At 68.6% G+C, this 21781-nt stretch carries 23 protein-coding genes; 15 read left to right on the top strand and 8 right to left on the bottom strand.

From position 1 onward, the window contains the following. Nucleotides 1-16 precede the first annotated feature (16 nt). The 5 genes from NE857_RS26845 to NE857_RS26825 all read left to right on the top strand — a co-directional run bounded on the left by NE857_RS26845 (nucleotide 17) and on the right by NE857_RS26825 (nucleotide 4860). The gene (locus tag NE857_RS26845; RefSeq protein ID WP_254418173.1) at nucleotides 17-274 is read left to right on the top strand and encodes a hypothetical protein; all 258 of its coding nucleotides are present in this window, start codon (nucleotides 17-19) and stop codon (nucleotides 272-274) included. Between the two features lie 1684 nt (nucleotides 275-1958). Continuing rightward, nucleotides 1959-2327 carry a hypothetical protein gene (locus tag NE857_RS26840; RefSeq protein ID WP_254418172.1) on the top strand — a complete coding sequence of 123 codons (369 nt, stop codon included), beginning with the start codon at nucleotides 1959-1961 and terminating at the stop codon, nucleotides 2325-2327. A gap of 379 nt (nucleotides 2328-2706) precedes the next feature. After that, nucleotides 2707-3024 carry a hypothetical protein gene (locus tag NE857_RS26835; RefSeq protein WP_254418171.1) on the top strand — a complete coding sequence of 106 codons (318 nt, stop codon included), beginning with the start codon at nucleotides 2707-2709 and terminating at the stop codon, nucleotides 3022-3024. Then, on the top strand, nucleotides 3024-3893 hold the full coding sequence (locus NE857_RS26830; RefSeq protein WP_254418170.1) for a hypothetical protein: 870 nt from the start codon (nucleotides 3024-3026) through the stop codon (nucleotides 3891-3893). The genes NE857_RS26835 and NE857_RS26830 overlap by 1 nt, the downstream gene beginning before the upstream one ends. 601 nt (nucleotides 3894-4494) lie before the next feature. Continuing rightward, a complete protein-coding gene (locus NE857_RS26825; protein WP_254418169.1) occupies nucleotides 4495-4860 on the top strand; it encodes a hypothetical protein in 366 nt (121 codons plus the stop codon). Nucleotides 4861-6199: 1339 nt separating this feature from the next. Here the strand turns inward: NE857_RS26825 and NE857_RS26820 are convergent. Further along, the gene (locus NE857_RS26820; protein ID WP_254418168.1) at nucleotides 6200-6466 is read right to left on the bottom strand and encodes a winged helix-turn-helix domain-containing protein; all 267 of its coding nucleotides are present in this window, start codon (nucleotides 6464-6466) and stop codon (nucleotides 6200-6202) included. 166 nt (nucleotides 6467-6632) lie between these two features. Between NE857_RS26820 and NE857_RS26815 the strand changes: the two genes are divergently transcribed. Beyond that, entirely contained in the window at nucleotides 6633-7058 is a 426-nt protein-coding gene (locus NE857_RS26815) for a hypothetical protein (RefSeq protein ID WP_254418167.1), read from the top strand. Next, a complete protein-coding gene (locus tag NE857_RS26810) occupies nucleotides 7058-8167 on the top strand; it encodes a hypothetical protein (protein ID WP_254418166.1) in 1110 nt (369 codons plus the stop codon). The genes NE857_RS26815 and NE857_RS26810 overlap by 1 nt, the downstream gene beginning before the upstream one ends. Here NE857_RS26810 and NE857_RS26805 read toward each other — a convergent pair. Both NE857_RS26805 and NE857_RS26800 read right to left on the bottom strand, forming a co-directional pair. Beyond that, nucleotides 8076-8870 carry a hypothetical protein gene (locus NE857_RS26805; RefSeq protein ID WP_254418165.1) on the bottom strand — a complete coding sequence of 265 codons (795 nt, stop codon included), beginning with the start codon at nucleotides 8868-8870 and terminating at the stop codon, nucleotides 8076-8078. The genes NE857_RS26810 and NE857_RS26805 overlap by 92 nt on opposite strands. Nucleotides 8871-9039: 169 nt before the next feature. Continuing rightward, nucleotides 9040-9894: an NAD-dependent epimerase/dehydratase family protein gene (locus NE857_RS26800; protein ID WP_254418164.1), complete on the bottom strand. Its 855-nt coding sequence runs from the start codon at nucleotides 9892-9894 to the stop codon at nucleotides 9040-9042. A gap of 95 nt (nucleotides 9895-9989) precedes the next feature. On the opposite strand from NE857_RS26800, the gene NE857_RS26795 reads away from it, so the two are divergent. From NE857_RS26795 to NE857_RS26775, 5 genes are all read left to right on the top strand, one after another. Next, on the top strand, nucleotides 9990-10946 hold the full coding sequence (locus tag NE857_RS26795; protein WP_254418163.1) for an AraC family transcriptional regulator: 957 nt from the start codon (nucleotides 9990-9992) through the stop codon (nucleotides 10944-10946). 166 nt (nucleotides 10947-11112) lie between these two features. Next, nucleotides 11113-11895 carry a class I SAM-dependent methyltransferase gene (locus NE857_RS26790; protein ID WP_254418162.1) on the top strand — a complete coding sequence of 261 codons (783 nt, stop codon included), beginning with the start codon at nucleotides 11113-11115 and terminating at the stop codon, nucleotides 11893-11895. An 85-nt stretch (nucleotides 11896-11980) separates the two neighbouring features. Next, a complete protein-coding gene (locus NE857_RS26785; protein ID WP_254418161.1) occupies nucleotides 11981-12136 on the top strand; it encodes a hypothetical protein in 156 nt (51 codons plus the stop codon). A gap of 158 nt (nucleotides 12137-12294) precedes the next feature. Then, nucleotides 12295-12777 carry a DUF1269 domain-containing protein gene (locus NE857_RS26780; RefSeq protein WP_254418160.1) on the top strand — a complete coding sequence of 161 codons (483 nt, stop codon included), beginning with the start codon at nucleotides 12295-12297 and terminating at the stop codon, nucleotides 12775-12777. A gap of 143 nt (nucleotides 12778-12920) precedes the next feature. Then, entirely contained in the window at nucleotides 12921-14723 is a 1803-nt protein-coding gene (locus NE857_RS26775) for an alkyl/aryl-sulfatase (RefSeq protein ID WP_254418159.1), read from the top strand. 161 nt (nucleotides 14724-14884) lie between these two features. On the opposite strand, the gene NE857_RS26770 is transcribed toward NE857_RS26775, so the two are convergent. Next, nucleotides 14885-15370, bottom strand: coding sequence for a cysteine hydrolase family protein (locus NE857_RS26770; RefSeq protein ID WP_254418158.1), 486 nt, complete (start codon nucleotides 15368-15370; stop codon nucleotides 14885-14887). Between the two features lie 143 nt (nucleotides 15371-15513). Next, nucleotides 15514-15963, bottom strand: a complete 450-nt coding sequence (locus NE857_RS26765) for a GNAT family N-acetyltransferase (RefSeq protein ID WP_254418157.1) — start codon at nucleotides 15961-15963, stop codon at nucleotides 15514-15516. A 122-nt stretch (nucleotides 15964-16085) separates the two neighbouring features. Between NE857_RS26765 and NE857_RS26760 the strand changes: the two genes are divergently transcribed. Then, the gene (locus tag NE857_RS26760) at nucleotides 16086-16322 is read left to right on the top strand and encodes a hypothetical protein (RefSeq protein WP_254418156.1); all 237 of its coding nucleotides are present in this window, start codon (nucleotides 16086-16088) and stop codon (nucleotides 16320-16322) included. Between the two features lie 55 nt (nucleotides 16323-16377). On the opposite strand, the gene NE857_RS26755 is transcribed toward NE857_RS26760, so the two are convergent. The 3 genes from NE857_RS26755 to NE857_RS26745 all read right to left on the bottom strand — a co-directional run bounded on the left by NE857_RS26755 (nucleotide 16378) and on the right by NE857_RS26745 (nucleotide 19235). After that, a complete protein-coding gene (locus tag NE857_RS26755; RefSeq protein ID WP_254418155.1) occupies nucleotides 16378-17214 on the bottom strand; it encodes a TIGR03619 family F420-dependent LLM class oxidoreductase in 837 nt (278 codons plus the stop codon). Nucleotides 17215-17272: 58 nt separating this feature from the next. Further along, the gene (locus tag NE857_RS26750) at nucleotides 17273-17857 is read right to left on the bottom strand and encodes a hypothetical protein (RefSeq protein WP_254418154.1); all 585 of its coding nucleotides are present in this window, start codon (nucleotides 17855-17857) and stop codon (nucleotides 17273-17275) included. Nucleotides 17858-18332: 475 nt separating this feature from the next. Then, on the bottom strand, nucleotides 18333-19235 hold the full coding sequence (locus NE857_RS26745; protein WP_254422104.1) for a LysR family transcriptional regulator: 903 nt from the start codon (nucleotides 19233-19235) through the stop codon (nucleotides 18333-18335). A 171-nt stretch (nucleotides 19236-19406) separates the two neighbouring features. On the opposite strand from NE857_RS26745, the gene NE857_RS26740 reads away from it, so the two are divergent. Beyond that, complete coding sequence (locus NE857_RS26740) at nucleotides 19407-20414, top strand: NADP-dependent oxidoreductase (protein WP_254418153.1); 1008 nt, start codon at nucleotides 19407-19409, stop codon at nucleotides 20412-20414. A 196-nt stretch (nucleotides 20415-20610) separates the two neighbouring features. Continuing rightward, nucleotides 20611-21429, top strand: a complete 819-nt coding sequence (locus NE857_RS26735; RefSeq protein ID WP_301184262.1) for an aldo/keto reductase — start codon at nucleotides 20611-20613, stop codon at nucleotides 21427-21429. Nucleotides 21430-21781 lie beyond the last annotated feature (352 nt).

The raw sequence follows: 21781 nt of genomic DNA, 5'->3' as shown, positions 1-21781 counted from the left end.
GAAGCGAGCAACCCACATGACCCCCGACAACGAGCACCTCCGCGCACAGCTTTCCGACGCGCGCGACGCTATCGGCCACCTGCAAGAGATCATCACGGAGTTGGTAGGGCAGGCACGCGAGAACGGGCACATGACCGAAGCGGACGCGGAGCGTTGGGACCGCGAGGTACACGCGGCCGTCTTCCGCGACGCGGAGCTACTCGCAGACGGCGGAGACGCCATCTTTGAAGCAGAGCAGCACCTTCGCGCCCTCCGCTCCGGAGACGACGACTAGCGACCCCCGACGCGGCCCCGGATTCCTCGGAACCGGGGCCGCTGGCATGTCCGGAGCGCACGCTCCGCGAAGCGTGACCCCCGACCCTTGCCCGGAGCCGTCCAGGCGTCCCTACGCCGCTCCGCGCGCGGCGGAGCCGGAGCCGGTCACGGGCAACGGCACGGGACGGCAAAGGACGGCACACAGCGGCACGAGCCGTTGCCGCCTTGCCGCTCCGGCAAGCGTGCCGTGCCGTTGCCGTTTCTAGCTTGCCGCGTGCCGTTCCGCTCCGTGCCGTGTGCCGCTCCGTGAACGGCAAGCCCCGCGCGAGGTTCACGGCAAGGGAAGCGGGGAAGCGGCCGCGCGGAGCGCGTGCCGCACGCCCAGGGCGTGAACGGCGCACGAGCGGTAGGGCTGTGACCAGGGGATTGTCCTTCGTCTGCCGCGAAGTTTGCCGGAGCGTGCCGCGCTTCGTGCCGCGTCCGTTGCCGACCTCTTGCCGCTTGCCGTGTCGTTTGCCGTGCCGCTCCGGCAGCGGCAAGCGTGCCGGAGCCCGTGACGGGGTTGCCGGAACACGTGCCGTGCCGCGACGCGGAAGGTTGCCGCTCCCCATGCCGCGAGGTGCCGCACGCTCCCCGTCCGCGAGGTGCCGCACGCTCCCCGTTCGCGGAAGTCGTGCCGCGTGCCGTCCGCGAGGTGCCAGACGCGGACCGCACGCCAGCGGCCGCGAAGGATCGGACGCGGAGGGGACAGAGAGTGTTCGTGGGTCGCGGTAAGCGGGTCGCCCAACCGCGATGATGACGAAGTGGTTCGGCGGTCCTGTCAGATTTGGCGTGCTGGCCAGGGATGATGACGGAATGACGAACTTAGGGTGTTTCTGGGTATCACTAAGAAAGTTCTAAGGGATTACCGGATCTTGCTTCACTTCGTCATTTCGTCATCCCCCGCCGTCCGGCCGTCTCCGCCGCGAACCGTCCGCCGGACGCCAGCGGACGCGCACGCCGCGAAACGCCGGATTGACGCCGCTCCGCAACCCCCGAACTTCGCCGTACGGCTCTCAGGTTCAATCTGCGGGCTTTATTGCCGACTTGCTTCCCTGGGCAAGCGGATGATTCTACTAAGCCGCCTGTATGGATCTCAGGGCCTTGAATATTCGAGCGAACACTTCCCGTGCCCGGGACACATAACAAGACGGAAGGCGTCAACGACTCCCCGGAGCGACACCATGCCAAAAACGAAGCAGACACTCCCCGATTCCCTGCAAGACGCGCTTGCCCGTGCCTACGCGCGCGCTCTCCGCGAGGTATCCGATTCGCGAGGATTAGGTGCGAACGCTGTACACACACGGGCGGAACTCCGCCGCTCGGTTCTCGGTTACGCGTTCTCGGAACTTCTGGAAACCGACGACGCGGCAACCCGGTTTGCTGTGCTGTTCGCTCCGGTCGCCTGTTCCCGCGAAGCGTGCACCAATGACGCGACGTTCTCGGCCAGGAATACCGACGAAGAGTGGTGTTCTCAGCCGTGTCGGCAATGGGTGCGCCGAGACCGGGCCCGCGCGCGAAAGCGCAAGGTATCCGCGTAGCGCATATGCCGCCATGTGGCTATCAGATCAAATCTGACACACGCTCCCGCTCCGGATGAGCACGGAGTAGGGGGCGGCCTTTTTGTGTGCGCACAGAGCAACTCACAGCCTTACGGAGAAACGATGCACGAGCACGCCATTACTCCGCCCAACCCGCACGGAGCCCTAGACGGATTGGTGGACATTGCCGAACTTTGGGAAGAGGGCGTGCGCGATATCGCGGCCGATCCCGACGTGACGCACGGGGAAGCCGCCCGTTTCGCTACGGCCGTCGCGCTGGACTATGCCCAATGCTCCCGCAACGAAGCGGACGAAGGCGGGGACACCGAAGCAGGGGACGGGTTTGCTTTCTTCCTGGATTACATGACGTTGGTTCGCGCGGGTGTGCTGCAAAGCGACGCTTACGCGGACGAATTGGAGTCCCTGCTTCGTCGTCACGTGCGAGACGCGAACATGTCGGCCGCACACGAGGCGTGCAACCTATCGCGCTAAAACGTCCCCCTGGACGTCTGGCACGGCGGCGCGATGATCCCCACGAACTCCGGGACACAAAACATATCTACAGGGACGTTTATTCATTCCTGTAGATCGTCGCCCCGGTCGAACCCCAAAACTTCCTACTATACGTAGGTCGGCCGGGCTCCCCGCGATGGGCGAATCGCAGGGAGCCCGGCCTTTTTGCGTTTAAGGGTCATCGTGCCAACCGAAACCATTTGTGCTTACGAGAAATGCACGCGCGTTGTGTTCAATCCAACGCTTGGAGCTCCGCGTAAGTACTGCGACAGCCTGTGTCGCCAGCGAGCGTTTAAGGAACGCCAGCGGCGACGTGCGCGACTCGCGGCATAGCAACACCAACGGAGAGGATTCACCAATGACCACCACAACCACCACGGCGACGCCGGAGCCTCCGGAGAAGCCGGAGCCCGCGAAGCCGCTTAGCGGAGCGGACCTTTCCGAGTCTGACCGGTCCGCAATCGCGGATGCAGTCGGCGTGAAGCCGGACCTGATCAGTCTCGTTAAGGGGGACGACTACGCCGCTGTTCGGGCCAACTGCCAGAAAATCGCGGACCACATGGGTATCCGGCCGGTGACAAAGGTTGTTGACAATGGCGACAAGCTCACGGCCGCCGCTCTCGCGGAGAAGATCCGAGAGCGTATGGGTTACGGGTCCGTGAAGGAGGTCAAGTAATGGCTCTCTTTCCGAACCCGCTCCCGGGCTCTCCGACCCATACGTTCGTTGACAGCACTCCTGTTATTCCCGGAGAAGACCCGCTTACCGCTGGACTTACGGACACGGACAAGCGGGACCTTGACCTTGCCGAGGCCCGAAAGATGCTCGCCGCTCTCAAGGGCGCGGCCTTCGAGATTCCGACTCTCGGGAGTCTGGTTAAGCCCCTCGAAGACCGGATCGAGCGCGCGGACCGATACCACCTCGAAGCGGAAGACGCCGACCGTGCTGTCGCGGACGCTAAGCGCGCCCGTGATGGGGCTGAAGAGGCCGCTCTACGGGTTCCGAACGGGGACCCGGTAGCTACAGCGGCCGGAGCGCAAAAGACGCTAGACGAGGCTCTCAAGCGCGCGGAAGACGCGAACCGACTCGCCAACACAACCGTGATGATCGCGCTCAACGACGCACGGTCCACGAAGACGCGTATCCGCCGCGATTATCGGGCCAATGCCGACCGGCTTACCCGGGAGCGTCTCCGCGCTTTCGAGGCGGAGCGGAGCGCGGCTATCGAGGCGGCTGCCGAAGCACAGCGGCGAATCCACAGGGCCATTTCCGCGTTCGGAAATGTGCGAGGGATGGCAAATCAGCTTCCCGAAGATGACCAGCTACGCGCGTTGGTTTCCAAGTCGAGTTTCAGCCCGAACGCCCGGCGGACCGGCACGAACCAACCGACCTTGGATGCCGTACTTCAGCACCTGGCCACGATCCCGTCCCGTCTCGGTTACGGCGACGATAAGGCACCCCGCGCTTATCCGGTCATCGGCGCATCCTTCGGCGACGCGGTGAAGATCGCCGAGGAAGACGCGGCCGGAAACGGCGATAGCGAGTAGTCCATTCTTCCCGCGTGTCGTTTCCTCCGCGCGGGATTGGGGGCAGGGTTCATATTACTCCGTGACCCTGCCCCCCCACCTGTACCTAGGGGCCATTGTTGAATGGCCCCTCTTATAGTTGAAGGGCCCCCTGCTATGCCCCGCCTTATTGCCCCGGCCGGTGCCACGTGTGGCCGCATCACGTGTGACGCTCCGCTGCTGTCTATCGGGCATTCCGTGAAGTCTTATTGCAGTGCTGCGTGTCGCGTGCTTGAGCAGGTCGCGACAGCGCTCGTGAATGTGAAGAGTGTCCCGCGTGCGCGCGAGCACGCGCGTGACGTTGAGTTCATCACGCGCATTATGCCAGTGGGAAACGTCGCGCCAGTTGTTCTTTCTGATCAGGACTTTCGTTCGCTTATGGCAATCCGCGACGCTTACGTTGGCAAGCGAACCTCGCGCGGCCGACGGCAGGGCCGGAACACCTGACACCCCGGCAAGGCTGTGACCTGGGGGTATGCCCTCACCGGCGGGGACGCGCGACCGATTGGGGTTAGCGGGAAAATCACTGGGCACGCATCGTAGCTGTCCCGTATCTACGGGTTCTGTAACCAGAAAGGTCGGTATGAGTTACGAAGAACACCGCGACCGACTCATGACCGCTTTTCATGCGGTCGCGGAATCAGACGACGTTCTACACGAGCGCATTTCCTCCGTCGCGCGGTTGCTTGCCCGTGCGGACGATTGCGCCGAGCAGGTCGAGAACGACGGAATGATGACGCGCGGCTCACAAGGCCAATATGTGGCACACCCGCTATTGGCCGAAGAGAGAAACCTCCGCGTCCAGGCTGATCGGATTTGGTCGGAGTGTTTGCCGGAAGCAGCGGCGGAGGACGCGGCGGACGACTCCGAAATGAGTGTGACGTCCATCCGTGCGAGGCAAGCCGCGCGTGCCCGTTGGGACCGCGCTAAGGCTTCGGGTGACCGGTAATGGCAAAGACTCGCCGTGCTCGTGCGAAGCGGGCAAGGGCTCCGGAGCGGTTCCTACGTCCCTCGAAGTTGGAAGACCGCCTAGCGCACGTCCGCGCATTCTTGGAGGTGCGGGGAGAGCCATACGAGGCGAACCACATCGCGCTTGTGAACGCTGTGCATCATTACGGTCCGGAGATTTGGCCGGACGATATCGAGGTGCGCGCGGAGCACGCGGAGGATATCGCCGTTCTCGCCGCGTACCGAGAAGCGCTTTAGACTTCCGTGGCCTTTCTGGTCACGGTCTATCCGGGTCGGTCTAGCTCTCCGTCCCCGTCCGGCCGCCGGTCATGTCCCGGCGGCCGGGCTTCCCTGTTTCCGGCGGCCGCGAAGGGGCTCGATCATGAAGACGTGCGCGGATTGTGGCGACACGTTCCTGCTTTCGCTGTTTCGGCCGGATAAGCGCACGAGCGACGGCCACACCAAGAGGTGCCCGGAGTGCTCGAAGATGTCCCGTAAGGCCAGTGCACGTCTACGCGGCGTGTCCGCGAGAATGCCGGTTCCGCGCCCTCCGGCTGTCGAAGAGATCGCTCCGCAGACGCCTATGGCCGCTCCGGGGCCTATCCCAGACGCGGACCCGTGGAAAGCCCTACGCGGTTTCTCCGGGCCGCTCACGGTGACGCTCAAAGGCTTTCTTGGAGGTCTGCCGGTATCTCCGGAGCTCCCGGCGTGCGGCCGCTCGTGTGCGGACGCGGTGCTGTCGAAGTGCGCTCCGGCTGTGTATCGCGACGTCCGATGGGACCCGCGCGGGAACGGCCACCGTGCCATCCGGCGGCCGGTCCGCGCTGTCGTGGGGCCCGCGACGCGGAGCGGCTCGTGTGCGTCGTGCGGGGCTTCCGTCGCGAGGTTGCCGCGAAACGGGCACACACTGCTACAGACCATGACGGCGGACGTCCAAGACTCTTGGACGTGATGCTGTCGTCCCATGGCCCCGAAGTTGGGCATACCCGGCTTCGGGGCCTATTTCTATGCCCAAAAGTTGAGCAGCGCTGCTCAAAAGTTGGCGGAGCGGGGTTGGGCGGCAAGGCCAGTGACGCGCGCCCCGAGCAAGGCACCACAACCGTGACCAGGGAAAATCCCGAACAGCGTGCGCCGCGTGTGACGGGCTTGCCAAGGGGGTCCAACACGCTAGCGAGCATCTGAGCGGCTTTTGGAGCTATTGAGCCCCGAGTGACCAGAGCTTTACCCGGACTGGGTGGGGCCGGCCCCGCGTGTGTCGAGTTGGACCAGGCCCTCAACGAACTTTGGCCGCGCGGGGGCGGCAAGGCGGAAGCCCCGCGCGGGGCGCGTAGGCAAGGCGGTCAAGAGTCGGAGCTGTCTCCCGGCTTGTCCATCACGAACGTTCCCTTGATCGGGAGCGTGGTCACAAGGCCCCGCTCCCGGAGCTCTCGCGTCGCCCTACGCGCCGTGCCGATCGAAACGCCGTACTCCTCCGCAAACTCACGTTCCGGGGGAAGCCGTGCGCCGGGCTTAAGGTCGCCGCGCTGGATTTGAGCGGCGACGAAGTCGGCAAGCTCTAGGTACAGATACGCCGCGTTCGACGGTTGGAAGTCTTCGGGACTGCTCATACACGCACAATAAACCGCCCCTACGCTGCACAAACGTAAGGGACGCGTCCCTTTGCTACCCAACGCGTCCTAAAGCAAGTAGGGTGGAAGCTCCACAATCAAACAGAGCGGCCCGGCAGGTGCTGGTAACACCCCCGGGCCCGGACAAGCAAAGTAGGTGCTTGCCATGGGCTACGTTATCGCCCTTTTCGCCGTGCTCGTGCGGCTGTTTCGTCCAACGAACGGCACGCACACGAGCCCGTTCGGCTACCTCCGCGAACTATCCGCAGAGCTTCGCCGCGTCCGCTCCGGCCGCGTGCGTCGCTACGTCGTGTCGCTCCCGGCGGCCGACGGCCGTACGGGTCCCGCGCTTCCGCCGCTTGTGCCCGCTCCGCGTCGCCCGGCCGACGACACTCCGCGCGCGGTGCTCGCACGCGTCCCGGCCGACTATGTCCCCGTGGTGGACACGGACGCCGTTGCCGAACCGGCCGACATCGTGCGCGGCTTCTACCGCGAACACGAAAGGAAGGAAGCCCTCCGCCGCGCGGACGCTTCGAGGTTGGGGTTGGCCGTTCTCTCCGAGATCGCTTCGAGCCGGACGGAGGTCGCCTAATGGCCGCGTGCGGACTCTTCCGCTGGCACCCGTTCAACCGTGCGGCCGCTCCGTCCAAGGCGTGCGTGCTCGACAGCGGACACGGCGGCATGTGCCGCGACGGATGGGGCAGCGACTTCGAGGGGACCGCTCCGCGTCCCCGCGCGCTCTCCCCCGAAGAGATCGACGAGCTGAACTATGCCGCGTTCGCGGAGGACGACGCGGACGTGTACGGGTCCGAGGAATCCGCCACGGCCGACGCGCAGGTGTACGGGTCGGGGCCTTTCGAGGCCCGGCAGGAAAACGCCGCTACGAACTTCGTCGTGGTGCCTACGCCGGACATGCTCCCCGAAGCGGTTGACGGCGAACCGGTCTTGCACAGCGTGTACGGGCTGGACACTTCCGCTCTGGGCACGTTGGCCGCGAACGACGCTCTCACCGCGTGGCTACCGGTCACGCCCGACGGTGCACACGGTCCGCTCTCCGCGACGTTGACGGCCGGAGCGCGGTGGTTGGCAGCGGCCGCGTCCCGGTACGGGTCGGGAGCATCCGGGAGCCACGACGCGGCACAGCCGTCCTTGTACGGCTTCCGAGCTTCGGAGACGGCCGACGCGCGCTTGTACGGGTTGGGGCCCTCCGACGTCACGCCGTGCCCCGCGCACGGGTGCGCGCTACTCGCTGGCCACAGCGGCAAACACATGGACTTGGACGCCCGGGAATGGGCAAGCACGAAGGGACTCGACATGACCACGGACGAAGGCCACGCACGCAACGGGGCCGCGCTCCCGGCGGACGCTATGGCCGCGCAGGTGTCGTACTTGCTGGCGACGCCGGGGCTTCCTCCGCGCGCTGTGGCCACCCTTCGCCGTGCCGACGGGGCTTTCAACGTCCTTGACGGGCTTCTCCGGAGCGGGGGCCCGGTCCCGGCGTGCTGGCGTGTGGCCAGCGACGCGGGGAACTACAAAGCCCGGTACGTGACGGACGTCTATGACCGGCTTTCCGAAGCCCTCCGCGAAGACGGCGGAGCCCCGCACGCCTTCACCGCGCTCCGCTCCGCGTGCCAGGAATGGAAGGCCCTAGACGCCGCGCTTCGTGCCGGGGCTCCGCTCCCGGAGCCGTGGCAGCGGTAGCCGCGTAGTCCTCCGCGAAGATAGCCCCGTCAACCCCGTGTTGGCGGGGCTTTCCGCTGTCTGAACGGGCGCATGGGGCGGTACGGTGGTTGTGTACGTCTCCCCTTGGTTGCTTGAGACCGGCCAGTACGTAGTCATAGTAAAACGCCCTGTTCTTGTTCGCCGTGGCGTCCAGGGCCTCCAACACGGCTTCCAGAGTCCGGGTGTCGGTATCGCCGTGCGCGCGTGCCGACAGCACCGCCAGCTCGGGGAGCGCCCGCGCCTGTTCATGGTCCACGATCAGCGGCATCTCGGCGGGTCCGATGGTCAACGGAGACAGGTCGAACCCCGGATGCCCGGTCTGGATCGGTGTGGCACACCAGCGTGCGAGCGCCCCGGTCGGACACAGGACCACCAGCACGGCGGGGCACTTTAACCTGAGACGCAGCAGGGACAGATAGGCGGGCCAGGTCAGCCGCTTTTCGTAGTCACGCCCGTTCTGGCGCTCCACCACGACGGCCATGACGTGTCGGGCGCCGTCGCGCAGCAGAACGGCACCATCGCTGTTGAGCTCTTTGGGATCACAGTTGGTCAGCACCGAGCTGGTGTTGATCGCTTCGGTGTGATGCGGGATGTCGAAACCCAGGGACTCCAACAGGACGGGAGCCATGGCGGGCTGGTTCTGGACCAGCTTGAGCGGGATCTCGTGTTCTTGACCGGGCACAGGGGTTTCCTCGTGTGTGTTCGGTTCCCCGCGGTGACCCGGTTCGTCCAGGTCACAGGCGGGGGAGGGGCACAGGGTGATCATGTCGTGCCCTCCTCCGCCATGTGGCGCTTTTCCGGAAGATCAGTGGGCGCTCTGTTCCGGGGGCGGGGCGCCCACGAGGCATCCGCTAATCGCGCGACCACACCCCCGATGCGGCGGCCTTGGCGGTGTACTCCTCGAAGCTGTTCGCCGGGCGGGACAGGGCGCGTTCCACTCCGTCGGCGGGCTTGGTGTTGCGGCCGTCCAGGACCTCGGTGAACAGCTCCGCCAGCCCGTGAGCGACATCCTCGGGCATGCCGACGGCAGCGGAGGCGGCCACGAACTCCTCCGTGGACACCTTCCGGTAGGCGGCCGGGCGGCCTGTGGCCTCGCCCAGGGCCCTTCCCGCCTCGGTGAAGGTCAGCGCCCTCGGTCCGGTCATCTCGTACAGCTCCCCGGCGTGCCCGTCCTCGGTCAGGGCCCGGGCGGCTGCCTCCGCGACGTCGTCCAGGTCCACGAACGGCTCGGGCACGTCCGCCACCGGCAGCGCGACGGTTCCGGACAGCACGGCCGGGAGGAAGAAGAACTCCGAGAAGTTCTGCGCGAAGAAGGCGCAGCGCAGCACGGTCAGGCCGGGGAAGACCTCCCGCACCTCACGTTCCGCGCGCTGGGCCTCCGGTTCGCCGCGCCCGGACAGCAGGACCATGCGGCGCACCCCCTTCGAGGCCGCCCGCGCGGCGAAGGCGGAGACGGTCTCGGCCGCACCCGGAAAGGCCAGGTCGGGGTGGTAGCAGAGGTAGACCGAGTCGACCCCCTCCAGAACGGCGTCCCAGGTGTCGGTGTCGTGCCAGTCGAAGCGCGGCGTCCCCGTCGCCGGGTGGCCGGACCGGGAGGCGACCCGGTGGTCGACGCCCCGCTCCGCCAGCATGTGGGTGATGCGGCGCCCGGTCATCCCGGTGCCGCCGGTGATCAGGACTCGTGTGGCGGTGCTGTTCGTATCCATGGCTCCAGTACAGCCGCAAACACCTGGACGGAACATGGTTCCTCTGCTGGACTGCATAAGAGAACGTCCAATGCCGACCGGTTCAGGAGAGGTACATGGACCCCCTTGTGCACCTGATCGACGGGCCCCGCGCCCGCTCCGCCTTCACCCTGCGCGTGGTGATGAGCGCGCCCTGGGGCATCGACGTCCGCGACGGGGCCGCCCTCACGGTGCTGGTGATCACCGGAGGCCGGGTCTGGCTGCGCCGTGACGGCGTCGAGCCCCTCCCGACCGACCCCGGGGACGTGCTGCTCATCCGGGGAGCGGAACCGTACGTGATCTCCGACCGGCCCGACTCCGTTCCGGGCACTGTCGTCTACCCGGGCAACCGCTGCATGAGCCTGGACGGCCGGGCGGTCCACCAGACCATGAGCCATGGCGTCAACATCTGGGGAAACGACCCGGAGGGCACCGACACCATGATCCTCGGCGCCTACGAGGGCACCGGTGAGATCGGCCGACTCGCCCTGGCCGCCCTGCCCCCGGTGGCCCTGCTGCCCGCCGGTTCGGTCGACGCCTCCGTCGTCTCCCTGCTCACCCGGGAGATCACCACCGCACGCGTGGCGCAGAGCGCACTCAACGACCGCCTCCTCGACTCCCTGCTGATCATGGCGGTCCGCGCCTGGCTGGAGGCCCGTCCCGACACCGCCCCGAACTGGCTCAGCGCACGCCACGACCCGGTCGTCGCCCGTGCTCTGGATCTGGTGCACGAACACCCGGCCCGCCCCTGGACCCTGGAATCCCTGGCGGGGGAGTGCGCGGTCTCCCGTGCGACCCTGGCCGCCCGCTTCCAGCGCGCGGTGGGCAGCCCGCCCATGACCTACCTGCGCACCTGGCGGCTCACCCTGGCCTGCGACCTCCTGGTCGCCGAGCCGGACCTGGGCTTGGAGCCACTGGCCGCCCGGGTGGGTTACGGGAGCGCCTTCGCCTTCAGCGCCGCCTTCAAGAACCACACGGGAACCAGCCCCTCGGACTACCGCAGGACCAAACAGGAACCCTCGCCGGTCGGATAGCGGGCGGAACGGTTCGACACGTGCCACCCCGAAGAGGCGAACCAGCGCGGGGATGCACCGTGGTCGTCCCCCTCCTTTCCGTGTTCGTGAGGATGCCGCACGCCCGACCAATAACGTGTACACCGGCGAATCCACCTCAGCCCGTACACAGCGGAGGGACCCCCAGATGAGCGACCGCACCCAGGCCTTCACCGGCCTCACCGAGAACTACCGGGCCTTTCGCCCCGACTACCCAGGCCAAATTCTCGACACCCTGCGTGACCACGTGCGCGCAGGTGCCACCGACTCCTGGCCCGACCCCTGGCTCCTGCTCGACGTCGGTTCCGGAACCGGTATCTCCACCCGCGCGCTGCGCGGGGTCTTCGGCCCCGGCCCCCGCGTGGTGGGGGTCGAGCCCGGCCGGGACATGCTCGACGCCGCTGCCTCCGAGGCCGAAGGGGTCGAGTACGTGGACGCCCGCGCCGAGGACATCCCCTTCCCGGACGCCTCCGCCGCGCTGGTCCTCACCGCCCAGGCCGTCCACTGGTTCGACCGCCCCGCCTTCTACGCCGAGTCCGCCCGCCTGCTCGCGCCCGGCGGCACCCTCGCCGTGCTCAACAACAACCGCGACCTCGACGGCAGCGCGTTCATCGACGACCACGAGGCCCTGCTGGAGCGGTACAGCCCCGGATACGACCGCTACTACCGCAAGTACGACCTGGTCGGAGAGTTCTCCGGGGTCCAGGGGCTGGCCGGAGCGACCGAGCACTTCCACCCCTGGGTGCGTGAGCTCACGGCTGAGCAGTACCTGGGCATGGCGCTGTCCTCCAGCAAGATGGCGGCGGTCGTCCGCGAGCTGGGCGAGGAGCGCACCCGCGCCGAGATCCTCGCGATCGCCGAGCGCCACTTCCCCGACGGGAACGTCAAGGTGCCCTACACCACCCAGTTGGTGTTGGCCCGACGCGTGTGAGCGGGTGTTCCGAGGCCTGGCCGACGAGTCCTGACGGCACCACAGGGTAGGTATCAGAAGGTAACTCTCGAACCAGGAGGCACACGTGGTACTCGGACCACTCGCCTACCTGCTGGTCGCCGGAGTCGTACTGGCCTGGGGGTACGGGCTGTACCGGCTGGTCCGGCGGCAGGTGCGCCGTGAACGCGACCCCGACGACCCTGACGACCCCGGCCCCGGAGGACCGCTCAACGACTGGTGAGCCCCGCGCGCCTGGGCGGGGCCGGGGCCCGTTCCGTGCGGGGTTTTGCAGGATCGCGCCCTCCCGCTGGCGTTGGCCAAAGACGCGGCCGGGAAGGCTCCCGCCGATCGGGTCCGCTTCCCGCGGACCAGGCAACGACGACGGGGGACCACACACTCATGGCGCAGCTGATCGTACTCGGGGTGGTCGACCGCGACACCGCCGAGAAGGCGCTCGACATCGCCGCCGACCTCAGCAAACAGGAGCTCCTCCAGCTGGAGGACGCCGCCTACGCCTACAAGGACGACAAGGGCCGCCCCCGCATCCACCAGACCGTCAACCTCACCGGTTACGGTGCGGCGGGCGGTGCCCTGTGGGGCACACTCATCGGCCTGCTCTTCCTGAACCCGCTCCTCGGCCTGGCCGTCGGCGCGGGCGCGGGCGCGATCGCGGGCAGACTCAGCGACGTCGGCATCGACGACGACATGATCAAGGACATCGGTTCCGAGCTCCAACAGGGACGGGCCGCGGTCTTCCTGCTGGCCGACGACGCCACCATCGACCGCGTGGTCGACGCCTTCCGGCCGCTGAACCCTACGGTCATCCAGACCAACCTGTCCAAGGACAACGAGAAGGAGCTCGTCGAGGCCCTCCAGTCCTAGGCCTCCTGCCCCGGAGCCCCGGGCCCTCTCACGCCGCCGGTGCGGGCCACTCGCACCGGCGGCTCCTCTGCCCGGCTCAGACGACTCAGGGGAAGCGCACCCCGCTCGGCTGATCGCCTCGGCCATGACGACGAGGAGAAGTGATGACCGGTAACGGACCCGACCACTCCGACGACACCGACTTCGCCAACGCGGACCGGGGTCTGATCGCGCGGCTCGAACCCGGACAGGTCAGAGATGACAGCGGGCGGGTGGTGTGGGACGCCGACGCCTACGACTTCCTCGAGGGGGAGTGTCCCGACAGCGCCGACCCCGGTCTGTGGCGGCAGTCCCAGCTGTGCTCCAGACAGGGGCTGTTCGAGGTCACCGAGGGGATCTACCAGATCCGGGGCCTGGACCTGTCGAACATGACCCTGGTGGAGGGCGACCAGGGCGTCCTGGTCATTGATCCGCTCATCTCCGCCGAACCGGCGCGCACCGGGCTGGAGCTGTACCGGGCGCACCGAGGCGACCGGCCGGTCAGCGGGGTCATCTACTCGCAGTCGCACGTGGACCACTTCGGCGGGGTCGGCGGGGTCACCGACGGCACCGTGCCGATCCTCGCACCCGCGGGATTCATGGAACACGCGGTGTCGGAGAACGTCTACACCGGTCCGGCGATGGCCCGTCGCGGCCTCTTCCACACCGGATCCCACCTGGAGGCCGGACCGAGGGGACACATCGGTGTGGGGCTGGGCCTGAGCAGGTCCTCCGGCACGGTCACGCTCATCGCGCCCAACCGCTCCATCACCCGCACCGGCCAGGAGGAGGTGGTGGACGGGGTGCGGATCGTCTTCCAGATGACGCCCGGCCCCGAGGCGTCCACCGAGATGAACTTCTACTTCCCCGAGCACCGGGCCCTGTGCATGGCGGAGAACGCCACCCACAACCTGCACGACATCCTCACCCTGCGCGGGGCCCCGGTGCGCGACGCCCGGGTCTGGTCGCGCTACCTCGACGAGTCCATCGCGCTCTTCGCCAACGATTCCGACGTCCTGTTCGCCTCCCACCACTGGCCCACCTGGGGCACCGACGAGATCGTCGCCTTCCTGCGCCAGCAGCGCGACCTCTACGCCTACCTGCACGACCAGACCCTGCGCCTGATCAACCAGGGGTACGTGGGCATGGAGATCGCCGAACACCTCCAGCTACCGCCCGGTCTGGAACGGGAGTGGCACACTCGGGGCTACCACGGTTCGGTCAGTCACAACGTCAAGGCGATCTACCAGCGCTACATGGGCTGGTTCGACGGCAACCCCGCCCACCTGTGGGAACACCCGCCCGAGGAGGCCGCACGACGGTACGTGGAGTGCATGGGCGGCATCGACGAGGTGGTGCGAAAAGCGGACGGGTACCGGGACCGGGGCGACCTGAGGTTCGCCGCCACCCTGCTCAACCACGCCGTGTTCACCGACCCCGGACACGCTCGCGCCCGCGCTGCCCTGGCCGGGGTGTACGAGCGGCTGGGCTTCGGATCGGAGAGCGCCACCTGGCGCAATTTCTACCTCCAGGGCGCCGCCGAACTACGCCGGGGCAAACCGGACCTGTCCCCGACCCTGGGCACGGGGATGGCGGCCGCGCTGTCGGTGGACCAACTCTTCGAGTCCGTGGCGATCCGGGTCAACGGCCCCAAGGCCTGGGAGGAGTACTTCGTCATCGACTGGGTGTTCACCGACATGGACACCACCTACCGGACCACGCTCTCCAACGGGGCGCTCACCACCCGAGAGAAGCCGCGCCGGGGCGAACCGGACCTCACCATCACCCTGAACAAGTTCCGCCTGCTGCGCCTGCTCGCCGGAAAGGGCACCGAGGGCATGAGTTTCTCCGGGGACGAACAACTGCTGGACCGCCTGCTCGGCCTCCTGGACCAACCCGACCCGACCTTCGACATCGTGACCCCCTGACCGCGGAGCGCGCGTCGCGACCGAGCAGACGCGGGAGCGCTCTCCCGCACACAGTGATGCGGACCGGGCGTGTGCCGCTACCCGCTGCTCATGGCCCTGCGAATGCGTGGCGCCCTCAGGCTCGTTCAGGGCGCGGCAGAGCGCTCTCCCGGGTGGCCGAGTCAGGGGTTGGAGCGCAGACGGCGGAGCATGCGGGCGTCCTGGAAACCCACGGTCCGCGCCGCCGACTCCATCGTCGCACCCTCACCGATCAACTGCTCGGCGCGTTCCAGCCGCAACCGCTGTTGGTACCGCAGCGGGGTCAGCCCGGTGGCCTCGGTGACACCCCAGCCGGTGAGCAGGCGTCGCAGGTCGGTTCCGGTGAAGGCGCTGTGCGCGGTCTTGGTCAGCAGGGGTTCGCCGTCGGCCGGGTTCAGTCCGGGCATCGGTTCCACGAACCCGAGTTCGGGATCGAACACCGTGCCGCTGCCGGGCTCGGTGTGTAGGACCCACACGCCCCGGCCGCCTCGGCCGCGGAAGTGGTCGACGAGGTGTCCGATCCGGTCGGCGACCCCGGGGCCGGACGAGGCCTGCCAGCTCTCGCGCTGGAGGAAGGACTGCTGCGCGTCGACGACCACGAGCGCTCTGCCGGTACGTGTCGGGTTCATGCCACAACCCCTCCAACTGTCAGCGCCCCGAACCAGGCACGATCCCGCCTGTGACCGGACTGATCCGGTCACACCTCCCGGACCCGGTCCCGGCCGACGGGGTCGTGCCCGAAGCGTTCACCGCCGCCCCACGGTCACGAGACTCAGACGAGCCGCTTCTTGAAACCGATGTGGCTGGGTTCGTAACCGAGGCGTTCGTAGAAGCGGTGGGCGTCCTGCCGTTTGACGTCCGAGGTCAACTGCAGCATCACGCAGCCGCGCCCTCGGGCCTCCCGCTCGGCCCACTCCAGCAGATCACTGCCCAGGCCGCTGCCGCGTTCGTCGGTGTGCACCCGGACCGCCTCGATCTGGGCCCGGGTGGCGCCCTGCCGGGACAGGCCCGGCAGCACCGTGAGCTGGAGGGTGCCGACGACCCGGCCGTTGCGGCGGGCCACGGCCAGGTACTGGTGGGGGTCGGCGTCGATGACCTCGAAGGCCTCGAGGTAGCGGGACAGGTCGTCGGGGGTCTCGCGCTGGGCTCCCAGGGGGTCGTCGGCCAGCATGGCGACGATCGCTTCCACGTCCGTCTTCAGAGCGCGTTCAATGGTGAGCATGAGCCCAATCTAGCGAGTCCCGTCCGCGGGGCCGTTGGTTATGAACCGCTTCCCGCTACTTGGTTGCGGACTCTCCCGCTTTGGCTCTCCTGCCCCCGGGAGGGGTCAATTACAGTTGACCCATGGACACCGAACAGCTCGCCGCGCTCGCCCGGGCCCTGGACGGCGACGACCCCCTGGTGGGGTTGGACGCCGTCGTCCGACTGCGGGGGGAGGCCGAACGCGCCGAGGCCGTCCTGGTGCGCCGCGCCCGCAACCAGGGCGCCACCTGGGCCCGGATCGCCGAGGTCCTCGGGGTGTCCAAGCAGGCCATCCACAAGAAGTACGGCGGCCGGGGACTGCTGCGCAACCAGAAGTAGCCCGGGATCCCCGCGAGAGCCGAACCCGCTCCAACTCCGCGCAGAGCGCCCTCCCTCAGCGCAGCGCGGCCACGAAACGCTCCATGCGCCCCTCGAAGCCCTCGGCGTCGCCGAACCACACCGCCACCGAGTCCGCCCCCGACGCGGCCAGCTCACGGAAGCGCTCCACCGCGGCCGCGAACTCCTCCTCGCCGCCGGTCCACGCCATCCGGACCCCGGCACGCACCGGGCGGCGGGTGAGTTCGCGCAACCGGTTACGCGCCCTCCGGAAGACCTCCGGGTCCGGGTCGACCCCCTGCCACTCGTCGGCCCACTCCGCGGCCCGCCGCAGAGCCGCGTCCGAGCCGCCACCCACCATGAGCCGAACCCGATCCGCCGGGCGCGGCTCGAACACCCCGCGTTCGTAGGAGTGGAACCTTCCCCGGAACGGGCCCTCTCCCTCGAAGAGGTGCCGGAGCAGCGCCAGGGCCTCGTCCGTCCGGGCTCCCCGGTTGGTGAAGTCCGAGCCCACCGCCGTGAACTCCTCGCGCTCCCAGCCCACCCCCACCCCGAGGGTGAACCGGCCCCCGGACAGCCGGTCCAGGGTGGCCACCTGCTTGGCCAGGACAAACGTGTCGCGTATCGGCAGCACCAGCACGGACGTGCCCAACCGGACCCGTGCGGTGCGCGCCGCCAGGTAGGCCAAGGCCACCAAAGGCTCGTACACGCCCCCGTACGTGTTCCCGTAGGGCTCGGGCGGCAGGACGTGGTCCGGCAGCCACACCGTGTGCGCGCCGAGCTCCTCGGCGCGCACGCCCAGGTCCACCAGGGTGTGCGGGGACATCCCGGGTGATTCGTCGGGCAGCACGACCTGGAGGCGGGGCCCGGTCAGAGGTTCGGTCAGCTCGCTCATGCGGCGACCGTAGCCCGTCACACCAGTGTGAAGGTCAAGACACCCGCGGGCCCGTCGCTTAGGGGAGTTGCTCGACCGCGTGGACCAGCAGTGCCACGGCGAGCTCCTCGCTCTCGCTCTCGGAGAGCGAACCGCTCCGGCCCTCGTCGATACTGGCCTCCACCCGCGCCTCGACCACCAGGTTCTCGAACTGGGTCACGGCGATCTTTTGCGCGTACCCCAGGTTCTGACCCTCTCCCACTCGGATCTCCACGCCGCCGGGGCCGGTCTCCGAGTGCGCCCGGGTGTCGGGCACCCAGCTGTTGCCGTACTGGATTTCGGCCTTCTCATCGGCGGAGCGGCGTTCGAAGCCGTCCTCGTCCTTGCTATAGGGGATCACGGTGAGGTACATCCGGTCATCGCCCCACTCGTCCCCGACCAGGCACGCCAGGCCGTCCCGGTTGGAGTATCTGGGGGGCTCCTCGGTCATGTCGCCGGTGAGACCGGGCACGGCCGCGTCGACGGCTGCCACGTCCACGAGCCCACAGGCGCTCGGTGCGGAATCGTACTTCCCGTTCCCGCCGATCCAGCCGAGGTAGTAGGCGCCGCCGACCCCCGCGGCGACGATGAGCAGCAGGATCGTCACACAGCCGATCGACAGCACCTTGAGTACGGTCCCGCCCCCGCCGCCCTTCCGCCGCGGCTGGGTCCCGTACGGGGGAGGACCTTGGGGGTACCCCTGCGGCGGACCCTGGGGAGGGTGTCCGCCCGGTGGGAAGTGACCCTGGGGCGGTCCCTGCGGCGGCCCGTACGGTGGGTGCCCGCCCGACGGGTACTGACCCGGAAAGGGGCCCTGGGGCGGACCGTGCGGGGGTTGTCCTTGTGGGCCGGGTCCGGCCCCGGCGTGCTGCCCCCGCGAAGGCGGCACCGAGGGCGCGGCCCCCTGAGCTCCGGTGCCGGGACGCTGGGGGCCCGGGCCCTGGTGAGCGGGGTCGGGGGAGGTGTTCGGGTCGTGCATGACCCGCACCCTAACCCGAGCCAGAGAGCCCACGACCCGGTCCGGCCGCTTCCGGCCCCGGTCCAGAGCCTCAACCTCCGGTTGTTCCGGTCTGTAGGGCCGTCCGGCCAGGGGCCGCCTCTCACCAGGTACGGGCGGCCCTGGCCAGATGGGAGCGGACCAGGTCCAGGTGGGGGTTGTCGGTCACCCCGGGCCTGCGGGCCAGGTACACCGTGTTGAACGGCGGGTCCTCCGGCTCCAGGAGCGCCACCAGGTCACCTTCGAGCAGGGCCCGCTGGCACAGGTAACGCGGCAGGACGGTCGCGCCCGCCCCGTTGACCACCGCGGCCAGCACCGAGCGCAGGTCGGGCACGGTGAGTTCCGGGGTGTGGGTCAGCCGGACCCCGAACACGTGCCGCCAGTAGCGGCGGGCGATGGGCAGGTCGTCGGCGTAGGTGACCAGCGGGACCCCGCACAGGGCCGCGCAGCCCTGGCGCCGGACCCGGGGCAGGCCCACCTTCTCCGCCCAGACGGGCGCCGCTACCAGCACGAACTCCTCGTCCATCAGCGGTTCGGCGAGCACCGCCCGTCCCCGGGGCCGGATCGAGGACAGCACCAGGTCGTGCCGTCCCGCCCGCAACCCCTCCAACAGGTCGTCGGCCAGGCCGGTGTGCACGCGCAGCCGCAGCCCCTCCTCGGCGACGAGCGGGGCCAGCGCGGGCAGCGCGCGCTCGCTGAGCAGCTCGGCCGGTCCCGCCAACCGCAGCGGCGCGGTCGGCGCCGACGACCTGCCGGGGCCGCCCTGGAACGCCACCGTCTCCAGGTCGTCCAGCGGCCCCGCGACCCGGGCGGCGAGGTCGTTGGCGTCCGAGGTGGGGGCCACGCCGCGGGGGAGGCGTTCGAACAGCGCGTACCCCAGACGCCGTTCCAGAGCCCTTATCTGAGTGGTCACAGTCGGCTGTGACAGCCGCAGCAACTGGGCCGCGGCGGTGAAGGAACCCGAGCGGTGCACGGCCAGGAACGTCCGCAGCAGCTGGAGGTCCAGAGGTCCGTCCGGCCCGGGCTCGGCGTCGAGCGAAACGGAACCATTGGAAATTCTATAGGTCACCTCGCCGATTCTATTGGTCCTCGTATGCCGTCCGGGTCTAGTGTCGAAGACCCGTGGTCGTACCGGTACCCGGTCCCACGAAGTCGCGTTCAGGGGAGTGCACCAACCATGCCCGTTTCCAAGGAAGTCCACCTCGTCGCCCGGCCCGACGGCGAACCCCGGCCGGAGGACTTCTCCGTGGTCGAGACCACCGTCGCCGACCCCGCGCCGGGCCAGATCCTGGTCCGCAACGACTGGATGTCGGTCGACCCCTACATGCGCGGCCGCATGAACGACGTCAAGTCCTACGTGCCGCCGTTCGAACTGGGCGAGGCCATGGAGGGCGGCGCGGTCGGCACCGTCGTCGCCTCCCAGAGCCCCGACGTCCCCGTCGGCGCCAGCGTCCTGCACTTCCAGGGCTGGCGCCAGTACGCGCTCGTGGACGCGGCCCGGGCCAAGGTCGTGGATACCGACGCCGCCCCCGCACAGGCCTACCTGAGCGCGCTCGGCATGGTCGGCCTCACCGCCTACGCGGGCCTGACCGCCGTGGCCGGGCTCAAGGAGGGCGACGTGGTGTTCGTCTCCGGTGCCGCGGGCGCGGTCGGCAGCCTCGCCGGTCAGATCGCCAAACAGCTCGGCGCCTCAAAGGTGATCGGTTCCGCGGGCGGTCCCGAGAAGAAGCGCCGCCTGCTGGAGGAGTTCGGCTACGACGCCGCCATCGACTACCGCGAGGGCGACCTGGAGGGACAGCTGGCGGAGGCCGCCCCCGAGGGCATCGACGTCTACTTCGACAACGTCGGCGGCGACCACCTGCGCGCGGCCATCCAAGGTATGCGGGTCCACGGCCGTGCCGCGCTGTGCGGGGCGATCTCGGTCTACAACGCCACCGAGCCGGTGCCCGGCCCGGACAACCTCGGTCTGCTGGTGGGCAAGCGGATCAAGCTCCAGGGCTTCCTCGTCGGCGACCACGGTGACCTCGCCCCCGAGTACTACAAGAACGCCGCCCAGTGGCTGGCCGAGGGCAAGCTACACACCGAGGAGACCGTGGTCGAGGGCATCGACAACGCCGTCGACGCGTTCCTCGGCATGATGCGCGGCGCCAACACCGGCAAGATGCTGGTGCGCCTGCCCGTCTGATCCGCACCTGACCCGAGCCCTCCGGCCGGGGGTTCCCGGTTTGCCTGGAGTGCACTCCAGGTCGGCATCATGGGAGCCCCCGGGTATCAGGGACCACAGCGGCCCCAGGGGCCGCCTGGCCCCCACACATCTCCCTACCCGCCGCGGCACGGTCACACGGCCGCGGCACGCCCGTCCCCGCTGAAAGGCGACTCTCTTGCAGCACGTCACGCTGAACAACGGCCTCACCATGCCGCAGCTCGGTTTCGGTGTCTGGCAGGTCCCCGACGACGAGGCCTACAACTCCGTCACGACCGCCATCGAGGCCGGCTACCGCAGCATCGACACCGCCCGGATCTACGACAACGAGAAGGGCACCGGCCGCGCCATCGCCGACTCCGGTGTGGCGCGTGAGGACATCTTCCTCACCACCAAGCTGTGGAACGACGACCAGGGCTACGACAAGGCCCTGAAGGCCTTCGACGCCAGCCTGGAGCGGCTGGGCACCGAGTACGTCGACCTGTACCTGATCCACTGGCCGACCCCGGCCCGCGACACCTACGTCGACACCTGGAAGGCGCTGGAGCGCATCCACGCCGAGGGCCGGGCCAAGGCCATCGGCGTGTCCAACTTCACCGCGCGGACCCTGGAGCGCCTCGTCGGCGAGGCCGAGGTCGTTCCCGCGATCAACCAGATCGAGCTGCACCCCTACTTCTCTCAGCCCGGGATGCGCGCCGCCAACGCCGCCGAGGGTGTGCTCACCGAGGCCTGGAGCCCGCTGGGCCAGGGCAAGGGCCTGCTCGAGGACCCGATCCTGGTCGAGCTCGGCGCCAAGCACGGCAAGTCCGCCGCGCAGGTCGTGCTCCGCTGGCACCTCCAGCTCGGCAACGTCGTCATCCCCAAGTCCGTGACCCCGTCGCGGATCCGGGAGAACTTCGACGTGTTCGACTTCGAGCTCACCGCCGAGGACGTCGACCGGATCGGTTCGCTGGACCGCGACGGCCGTATCGGTCCGGACCCGGACACGCTCAACTAGTCAGGCAACCGGACCCGGACGACCGGACCGGCACCAAGGCCCGCCGAGCACCGCTCGGCGGGCCTTCGCCGCTCCGTGATTCGTCCCCCAGTGGTCCGATGACGCACATCACCCGGAACGGACGACCGGTGACCCGTCACCGGCCGAACACGCGGCCGCCCGCGGGATGACCCCACGGTTCCGCGACGCCTGTGACAGGGCCGAGCCTGAGGTAAACCTCGGTGAAGCGGATGACCGCTTCCGGTCGGGATCGTCGACTCCCGCACCAGGGTGAACACGACCAACAGGGGAAACCTCGTGACGGGTAGGGACCTGTTGTGCGCGGCTGGTCGGCGACGCCACACCGCAGACT

Source organism: Nocardiopsis exhalans, assembly GCF_024134545.1.
GTDB classification, from domain to species: Bacteria; Actinomycetota; Actinomycetes; order Streptosporangiales; family Streptosporangiaceae; genus Nocardiopsis; species Nocardiopsis exhalans.
Note: the sequence above shows the minus strand (reverse complement) of the source record. Positions and strands in the feature narration are given on the sequence as shown.